The 7,777-nt window shown below is 74.0% G+C and carries 6 protein-coding genes; 2 read left to right on the top strand and 4 right to left on the bottom strand.

From position 1 onward, the window contains the following. Window positions 1–59: 59 nt before the first annotated feature. From D476_RS0128930 to D476_RS0128915, 4 genes are all read right to left on the bottom strand, one after another. Window positions 60–2,450: an ATP-binding cassette domain-containing protein gene (locus D476_RS0128930; protein WP_017627374.1), complete on the bottom strand. Its 2,391-nt coding sequence runs from the start codon at window positions 2,448–2,450 to the stop codon at window positions 60–62. Window positions 2,451–2,642: 192 nt separating this feature from the next. Then, window positions 2,643–3,089, bottom strand: a complete 447-nt coding sequence (locus tag D476_RS0128925; protein ID WP_017627373.1) for a helix-turn-helix transcriptional regulator — start codon at window positions 3,087–3,089, stop codon at window positions 2,643–2,645. A 306-nt stretch (window positions 3,090–3,395) separates the two neighbouring features. Beyond that, entirely contained in the window at window positions 3,396–4,397 is a 1,002-nt protein-coding gene (locus tag D476_RS34945) for an aldo/keto reductase (RefSeq protein ID WP_040728646.1), read from the bottom strand. Window positions 4,398–4,402: 5 nt separating this feature from the next. Beyond that, window positions 4,403–5,035, bottom strand: a complete 633-nt coding sequence (locus tag D476_RS0128915) for an NADPH-dependent FMN reductase (protein WP_017627371.1) — start codon at window positions 5,033–5,035, stop codon at window positions 4,403–4,405. A 101-nt stretch (window positions 5,036–5,136) separates the two neighbouring features. Between D476_RS0128915 and D476_RS0128910 the strand changes: the two genes are divergently transcribed. Further along, on the top strand, window positions 5,137–5,982 hold the full coding sequence (locus tag D476_RS0128910; protein ID WP_017627370.1) for a helix-turn-helix domain-containing protein: 846 nt from the start codon (window positions 5,137–5,139) through the stop codon (window positions 5,980–5,982). 331 nt (window positions 5,983–6,313) lie between these two features. Next, window positions 6,314–7,435 carry a TetR/AcrR family transcriptional regulator gene (locus D476_RS0128905; RefSeq protein WP_017627369.1) on the top strand — a complete coding sequence of 374 codons (1,122 nt, stop codon included), beginning with the start codon at window positions 6,314–6,316 and terminating at the stop codon, window positions 7,433–7,435. Window positions 7,436–7,777 lie beyond the last annotated feature (342 nt).

Raw genomic sequence — 7,777 nt, 5'->3', positions numbered from 1 at the left:
GCCGCCCGCCCCATCCGGGGTCGGGCGGCCGCCGCCTGCCTGCGGGTCCGGCCCGGCCCTCAGCCCTTGACGTAGTCCGCCAGGTGCTCGCCGGTCAGCGTGGAGCGGGCGGCGACGAGGTCGGCCGGGGTGCCCTCGAAGACGACCCGGCCGCCGTCGTGCCCGGCCCCGGGGCCCAGGTCGATGATCCAGTCGGCGTGCGCCATGACCGCCTGGTGGTGCTCGATGACGATCACCGACTTGCCCGCGTCGACCAGCCGGTCGAGCAGCCCGAGGAGCTGCTCGACGTCGGCCAGGTGCAGCCCGGTGGTGGGCTCGTCGAGGATGTAGACGCCGCCCTTCTCCCCCATCCGGGTGGCCAGCTTCAGCCGCTGCCGCTCGCCGCCGGACAGCGTGGTCAGCGGCTGGCCCAGGTGCAGGTAGCCCAGCCCCACGTCGTCCAGGCGCCGCAGGATCCTGTGGGCGGCCGGGGTGCGGGCCTCCCCGGAGCCGAAGAACTCCTCGGCCTCGGACACCGACATCCGGAGCACCTCGCTGATGTCGCACCCGCCGAGCCGGTAGTCGAGCACCGCCGCCTGGAACCGCCTGCCCTCGCACTCCTCGCAGGTGACGGCGACGCTGGCCATCACCCCCAGCTCCGTGTAGACCACCCCGGCGCCCTTGCACTCGGGGCAGGCACCCTCGGAATTGGCGCTGAACAGGGCGGGCTTGACCCCGTTGGCCTTGGCGAAGGCCTTGCGGACCGGCTCCAGCAGGCCGCTGTAGGTCGCCGGGTTGCTGCGCCGGGACCCGCGGATCGCGCTCTGGTCGACGGAGACCACGCCGTCCCGCCCGGCCACCGAACCGTGGATCAGCGAGCTCTTGCCCGAGCCCGCCACGCCGGTCACCGCCACCAGCACGCCCAGCGGCACGTCCACGTCGACGCCGCGCAGGTTGTGCGCGTCGGCACCGCGCACCTCCAGCGCCCCGGAGGGGGTGCGCACCCGCTCCTTGAGCCCCACCCGGTCGTCCAGGTGGCGGCCGGTCGTGGTGCCGGAGGCGCGCAGCCCCGCGACGGTGCCCTCGAAGCACACGGTGCCGCCGTCCGACCCGGCCCCGGGGCCCAGGTCGACGACGTGGTCGGCGATGGCGATCAGCTCGGGCTTGTGCTCCACGACCAGCACCGTGTTGCCCTTGTCGCGCAGCCGCAGCAGCAGGTCGTTCATCCGCTGGATGTCGTGCGGGTGCAGGCCGATGGTGGGCTCGTCGAAGACGTAGGTGACGTCGGTCAGGGACGAGCCCAGGTGCCGGATCATCTTGATGCGCTGCGCCTCGCCGCCGGAGAGCGTGCCGGAGGGGCGGTTCAGCGACAGGTAGCCCAGGCCGATCTCGACGAACGAGTCGAGCGTGTCGGCCAGGTTCGCCACCAGCGGCGCCACCGAGGGCTCGTCCAGGCCGCGCACCCACGCGGCCAGGTCGCTGATCTGCATCGCGCAGGCGTCGGCGATGCTCACCCCGCCGATCTTGCAGGAGCGGGCGGCCTCGCTGAGCCGGGTGCCGCCGCAGGCGGGGCAGTCGGTGAAGGTGATCGCCCGGTCCACGAACGCGCGGATGTGCGGCTGCATCGCCTCCCGGTCCTTGGACAGGAACGATTTGCGGATCCGAGGGATGAGCCCCTCGTAGGTGACGTTCACGCCGTCGACCTTGATCCGGGTGGCCTCCTTGTGCAGGAGGGCGTCGAGCTCCTTCTCGGAGTAGTCCCGGATGGGCTTGTCCGGGTCGAGGAAGCCCGACCCCATGAAGATGCGGCCGTACCAGCCCTCCATGGTGTAGCCGGGGATGGTGAGCGCGCCCTCGGCCAGGGACTTGGAGTCGTCGTAGAGCTGGGACAGGTCGAAGTCGGTGACCTGGCCCCGGCCCTCGCACTCGGGGCACATGCCGCCGACGCGGGTGAAGGTGGCCTTCTCGGCCTTGCTCTTGGAGCCCTTCTCGACGGTGATGGCGCCGCTGGCCCGGACGGTGGCGACGTTGAAGGAGAACGCGTTCGGCGGTCCGACGTAGGGCTGCCCGAGGCGGCTGAACAGGATGCGCAGCATCGCGTTGGCGTCGGTGGCGGTGCCGACCGTGGAGCGCGGGTCGCTGCCCATGGGCTGCTGGTCGATGATGATCGCGGTGGTGAGCCCGTCGAGGAGGTCGACCTCGGGTCGGGGCAGGTTCGGCATGAAGCCCTGAACGAAGGTGCTGTAGGTCTCGTTGATCAGCCGCTGGGACTCGGCGGCGACCGTGTCGAACACCAGGGAGCTCTTGCCGGACCCGGAGACGCCGGTGAACACGGTCAGGCGGCGCTTGGGGATCTCGATGCCGACGTCTTTGAGGTTGTTCTCGCGGGCGCCGTGCACGCGGATCATGTCGTGGCTGTCGGCGGCGTGCAGCGCGGGCGACCGCTCGTCCGACCTCGGGGCCGTGGTCATCGTCTCTCCATCCGTCGTCACTTCAGGCGGGGCGGTCGTGTGGGCCCCTCATGCTGCCGCCCGGCACTGACAGCGCGCTGACAGCCGGGCACGGGCACGGGGCCGCTCAGCGGCGCCCGGCGTCGGCGGGGTGCGGGGGCCCCACGGCGGCGTGCGGCGGAGGGATCGCGTGAATCGTCGTGCTCATGCAGGTCACGCTAGGCGAGGCGGGGTCGGCGGGGCTTCTCGATTCCTGACCGGTCTGGTCACCTGTTTGGAAACACAGGAGGGGATGCCCTCGGTCCCGGCGGCCTCGCGCCGGTACACGCTGGGCGGCATCCCGACGAGCTCGGTGAACCGGGTGCTGAACGTCCCGAGCGAGGAGCAGCCCACCTCGAAGCAGACGTCGGTGACGCTCATGTCGCCGCGCCGCAGGAGGGCCATGGCCCGCTCGATGCGGCGCGTCATGAGGTAGGCGTAGGGGGACTCGCCGTAGGCCTGCCGGAACCGGCGGCTGAGGTGCCCGGCCGACATGTGCACGCCCCGGGCCAGGGCCTCGACGTCCAGCGGCCGGGCGTACTCCCGGTCGATCCGGTCCCGGACCCGCCGGAGGAGGACGAGTTCCCGCAGGCGCTGGCCGTCGGCGTCATTGCTGCTCACAGCAGGGATTCTGGCACAGGGGACCGGACGGGCGACAGAACCGGTTCCGGCCACCGCCCGCCGGTGCGCCGAGTTCGAGCTCAGGGATGTCCCATTCCCCGGACCACCGTCGGGCGCGCAGCGCGACGATGTGGACGGCCTCGCGGATGAGTTCTGACGCAGGACGCCCTTCGCGGACGGCGGCCTCCCTGACGGCGGTCGGATCCTCCTCGCCGCCCCTGACGGTGACCTTCCTCAGTGCCATGAGGAAATTGTGCCCCGCCCACCAGTGCCGCCGCCCGCCCTTCCGGCGGCGGCACCGTCGCCTCACCCGGTCGGTTCGCAGGCGCCGCACCGGCGGTTACCGGTACGCGGCTCGACCCCGACACGGCCGAAGGCCCCTGGAGAGGCCTCGGCGGCGAACGCCTCCAGGTAGCCGGGTTCCGGCGCCGCGGCGGCGTCCAGACGCGCCACCACCTCCGTGTCCAGCTCCAGGCCGGCGGCGCCGAGGTTCTCCTTGAGCACATCGGGGGCCGAGGCGGCGACGATCGGGTGCACCCACCTCCGCCGCGCCCGGGTCCAGGCGATCGCCACCTGGGCGGGGGTCGCCCCCGTCTCGGCGGCCGCCTCGGCCACCGCCCGGGCGGCCGCCCGCTCGCGCTCCGACGGTGTCCCGCCTCCCGCCCCGGCCAGCGCTCCGCGAGCGGTGGGGCGCCACACCGCCGCCGAGAGCCCCAGGTGCCCGGCCATGGGCAACTGGTCCCGCTCCACCTCGCGCGCCGCGACGTTGTAGGGCACCTGGATGCCCGCGAACGGGGTCCAGTCGCGCCATTCGGCGAGCGCGTCCGCCCGCGCCGCCACCCACGCCGGTGAATCGGAGATGCCGGTGTACACCACCTTTCCGGCCCGGACCGCGTCGTCAAGGGCCCGCATCGTCTCCTCGATCGGCGTGTTCCGGTCCCACAGGTGCACCCAGAGAACGTCGATGCGGTCGGTACGGAGCCGCCGCAGGCTGCGGTCGAGGGACAGGGCGAGGTTCCTGCGGTGGGTGCCCCCGGCGTTGGCGTCGTCCGGATCCCGGGTCAGCCCGAATTTCGTCCCCAGGACCCACCGGTCCCGCTCCCCGTGCAGGAGTTCGCCCAAGACCTCCTCGGAGTCGCCGTAGGCCGAGGCGGTGTCGATGGTGTTCCCCCCGGCCTCGGCGTAGGTGTCCAGCAGGCGGCGGTGGTCCCGCCGTGCCTCGCCGTCGCCGCGTGCGAAGAACGGCGTACCGCCGAGGAAGAGCTCCGACACCCGCAGCCCGGTGCGGCCGAACAGGAAGTGCCGCATGCCGCTCACACCCCCGCCGGGACGTGGGCCGCCTTCTCCCGGACCGAACGCATCGCCTGCCCCCAGGGGAGGAGCTGGTCGAGCATCGCCCTCAGGGCGCCCTCCTGGTGGTCGGCCGGGGCGAAGTGCTGCAGGTCTTCGAAGTCGGTGTACAGGCCGAGCGACACCTGCGCCTGGACGTGGGCGACACGGACCTCGGAGAGGATGCCCCGCAGGTGGTCGACCGCGTGGGCCCCGCCCACGGCGCCGTAGCCCACGAAACCGGCCGCCTTGTCGTGCCACTCCGCGTACAGGTAGTCCACGGCGTTCTTCAGCGCGGCCGGGACGGACCGGTTGTACTCGGGGGTGACGAAGACGAAGGCGTCGAACCCGTCGACCGTCCGCGCCCACGCCCGGGTGTGCTCCCCGGTGTAGTGGCCCAGTGACGGCGGCAGCGGCTCGTCGAACAGGGGAAGTGCGATGTCGGCGAGGTCGACCAGCGTGTAATCGGCGCCGCCCCGGGCCCGCGCCCGCTCGTGCACCCACCGGCCGACCGCGGCGCCCTTGCGCTCGATCCCGACCTCGTCGCCGCGCCGGTCCGGGCGCGTGGATCCGATGACGACGGCGACCTTCAGCGGGATGTCGTTGTGCGTGTCCATGGGCCTCAGCCTCGCGCCGCCCGCCGGGCCGGACCAGGCCGCCGCGGGGGTGGCCCCACGGGGGCCACCCTCATCGCGTCGGCCGTCCCTAGACTGCCCGCATGGGCGACAACGAACTCGGGGCGTTCCTGCGCTCCTGCCGCGACGCCGTCTCCCCGGCACAGGTCGGCCTCCCGGCCGGGCCGCGCCGCCGGGCCCCCGGCCTGCGCCGCTCCGAGGTCGCGACCCTGGCCGGGGTGAGCGTCGAGTACCTCACCCGCCTGGAGCAGGGCCGCGACCGGCACCCCTCCACGGAGGTGCTGTCGGCGCTCGCCGAAGCCCTCATGCTCACGCCCGACGCGTACGTGCACCTGCACCGCCTCGCCAAGTCGATCGGCGGACGCGAGTGCCAGGGCGCCGAGCCTCCCCGGCGCACCGTGCGCCCCACGGTGCGGGCGCTCGTCGAACGCATGGAGCCCGCGCCCGCGGCGGTCTTCAACCGCTTGGACGACGTGCTGGCCCACACCGACGGCTTCGCCAGGCTGGTCGAACCGTCCGGCCTCCTGGAGGGGCCGGAACCCAACCTCACCCGGTTCGTCTTCACCGACCCCCGCGCGCGCTCCGCTCTGCCCGACTGGGGGCTGGTGGCCGACGCGCAGACCGCCCGGCTGCGCTCCCAGTCGGCCTGGGGCGACGGACACATGCTCCCACTGGTCGAGGAGCTGTCGGAGATACCCGAGTTCGCCTCGCGCTGGCGGAACGCGGCGTCCCTCCCGCCGCGAAGGGGCGTACACCGATGGGTTCACCCTGAGGCGGGGGAGCTGCGCCTGGCATTCGAGTGCCTGGACCTGCCCGACTACGACGGCCAGTACCTGCTGGCCTATCTCCCCGAGGACGCGGCCACCGCCGCCGCCTTGGACCGCCTCACCGGCCTGCGCCCCGGTGCACTGCGCGCCGTGGGGGACTGACCGCCGGACCAGCCGCCCTTCCCCGATGACGACGGTGGCCGCTGAAGTGGTGGAGCCTTCTGCGGCCATGGCCTCCAGGGGCGGGCGGCCGAGGGCCGATCGCCGACAGACAGGGAACCGGTCAGGGCACCGACGCAGATGGGGACCAGCCGAGGCCGTGACGATCACGTCGGCCCGGTCGGACGGAACTCCGCGGACGTGACCGGCGCGGCGCCGCCATGCCACATCCACGGGGCCGCACCCATGGGGACGCGCATCATTCAGATGTCGCTATCATTCGGATTGTGAGCGTATCCTGATCCCCGGGCGGCGGAACAGGGAGGGATCGGCGATGGTCCGACTGACACGGGCACAACAGCAGGCACGCACGCGCGCCTCGGTGCTGGCGGCGGCCCGGGCGGAGTTCACCGAGCACGGCTACGCCCCGGCCAAGGTCGACCGGATCGCCGAACGGGCGGAACTGACCCGCGGCGCCGTCTACTCCAACTTCCCGAGCAAGCGGGCCCTGTACCTGTCGGTGCTGGTCGACCTGGTCGAATCCGAGGGTTCCGGCGGCGCCCCCGCACCGGCCTCCCCCGGGACGGCCGCCGAGGCCCTCGGCGCCCTCGCCCGCGTCTGGCTGGAGCGGATCCCCCTCGCCGAGGACCCCGCCGCCGGGGGCCGCCTGCGGCTGCGCTCCCTGTCCGGAGCCGCCGACCGCGACCACGACCGGGCCGTGCTCGCCCAGACCGCCCACCTGGAGGCCCTGCTGCTGGCCATCGGGCTGGAGGCCTGCGAGCCGTACGCCGAACGCCGTGTCCGCCTCGCCGAAGTCGCCCTGACGCTGCTGGGCGGCTGCGGGGCGCTCGCCGAGTCCGCCCCCGGCTTCGGCGACCCCTTCGACCGGATCCGCGCCTGCGAACACCTCGCGGACCTCGACCTCGCCGACACCTGGGCGCCCGCGCACCTGCCCTACGTCCCGCCCGCCGCGGACGCCCGGGCCCCCTGGTCCCCGCCCGCCGGCCCGGTGGACGCGATCGGCGGCTCCCCGGTCGACCTCGGTGCCGACGGCGTGGTCGCCGTCCTGGGCGCCCGCCGCCTCGCCGCCGCCGAGGAGGCCGTGCGCGCGGCGCGTCCGGGGGACCAGGTCACGGTCGCCGTCGTCACCGGGGACCCCGCCGAGACCGGGGCCCTCGTCCGGTTGCGCGTGGTCGACCTGGTCGCGTGCCTGCGGCGGGTGTTCCCCGCGCGGACCTGGGACGGCCTACGGCTGGTCATCGACGACACCGGAACGGTGGCCGAGGCGCTCGGCCTGTCCGCGCCCGACGACGAGACCGAGGCCGCCGTCAGGGTCGGTCAGAGGAGGATCACCGCCCGGGCGCAGGGCCGGGGGGCCGCCCACGCCGCAGCGGCCGCCGGGGCGACCGGGGCCGCCGGGCACACGGCCTCCTCCGGTGACGAGGGCCACCGTTGACGCCATCGGGCCACGGCGGCCGACGACGCCGAGCGAGCCTCCCGGGGCCGACCGGCACGACACGTCCGGGGGCGGACTCCGCGCCGCCCCCCACGTCCGGGACATACGCGGCGGCCCTTCCCGTCCGCCCAGGGCTCAGGGACAACGGCTCCACATCGTCGGCCCGGGGAGTCCCTCCTCCCGTCGGCGGCCGGATCGATGACGGGGCCGACACGGGCACCGCCCTCCCCCTCCCGACCCCGCCGACGGCCGGAACCGAACCCCCGCAAGACCCGGAAGAAAGGTGAGGACGCATGACCCCGCCTCCACCCGCCCCCGACGACGGCGCCGACCGCGGCCCGG

The sequence above is a fragment of the Nocardiopsis chromatogenes YIM 90109 genome, assembly GCF_000341185.1.
GTDB lineage: Bacteria > Actinomycetota > Actinomycetes > Streptosporangiales > Streptosporangiaceae > Nocardiopsis_A > Nocardiopsis_A chromatogenes.
Note: the sequence above shows the minus strand (reverse complement) of the source record. Positions and strands in the feature narration are given on the sequence as shown.

Coding starts and splice junctions, on each gene's coding strand:
- D476_RS34945 (WP_040728646.1), bottom strand. CDS start 4,397: ATGCGGCACTTCCTGTTCGGCCGCACCGGGCTGCGGGTGTCGGAGCTC.
- D476_RS0128905 (WP_017627369.1), top strand. CDS start 6,314: ATGGTCCGACTGACACGGGCACAACAGCAGGCACGCACGCGCGCCTCG.
- D476_RS0128930 (WP_017627374.1), bottom strand. CDS start 2,450: ATGACCACGGCCCCGAGGTCGGACGAGCGGTCGCCCGCGCTGCACGCC.
- D476_RS0128915 (WP_017627371.1), bottom strand. CDS start 5,035: ATGGACACGCACAACGACATCCCGCTGAAGGTCGCCGTCGTCATCGGA.
- D476_RS0128910 (WP_017627370.1), top strand. CDS start 5,137: ATGGGCGACAACGAACTCGGGGCGTTCCTGCGCTCCTGCCGCGACGCC.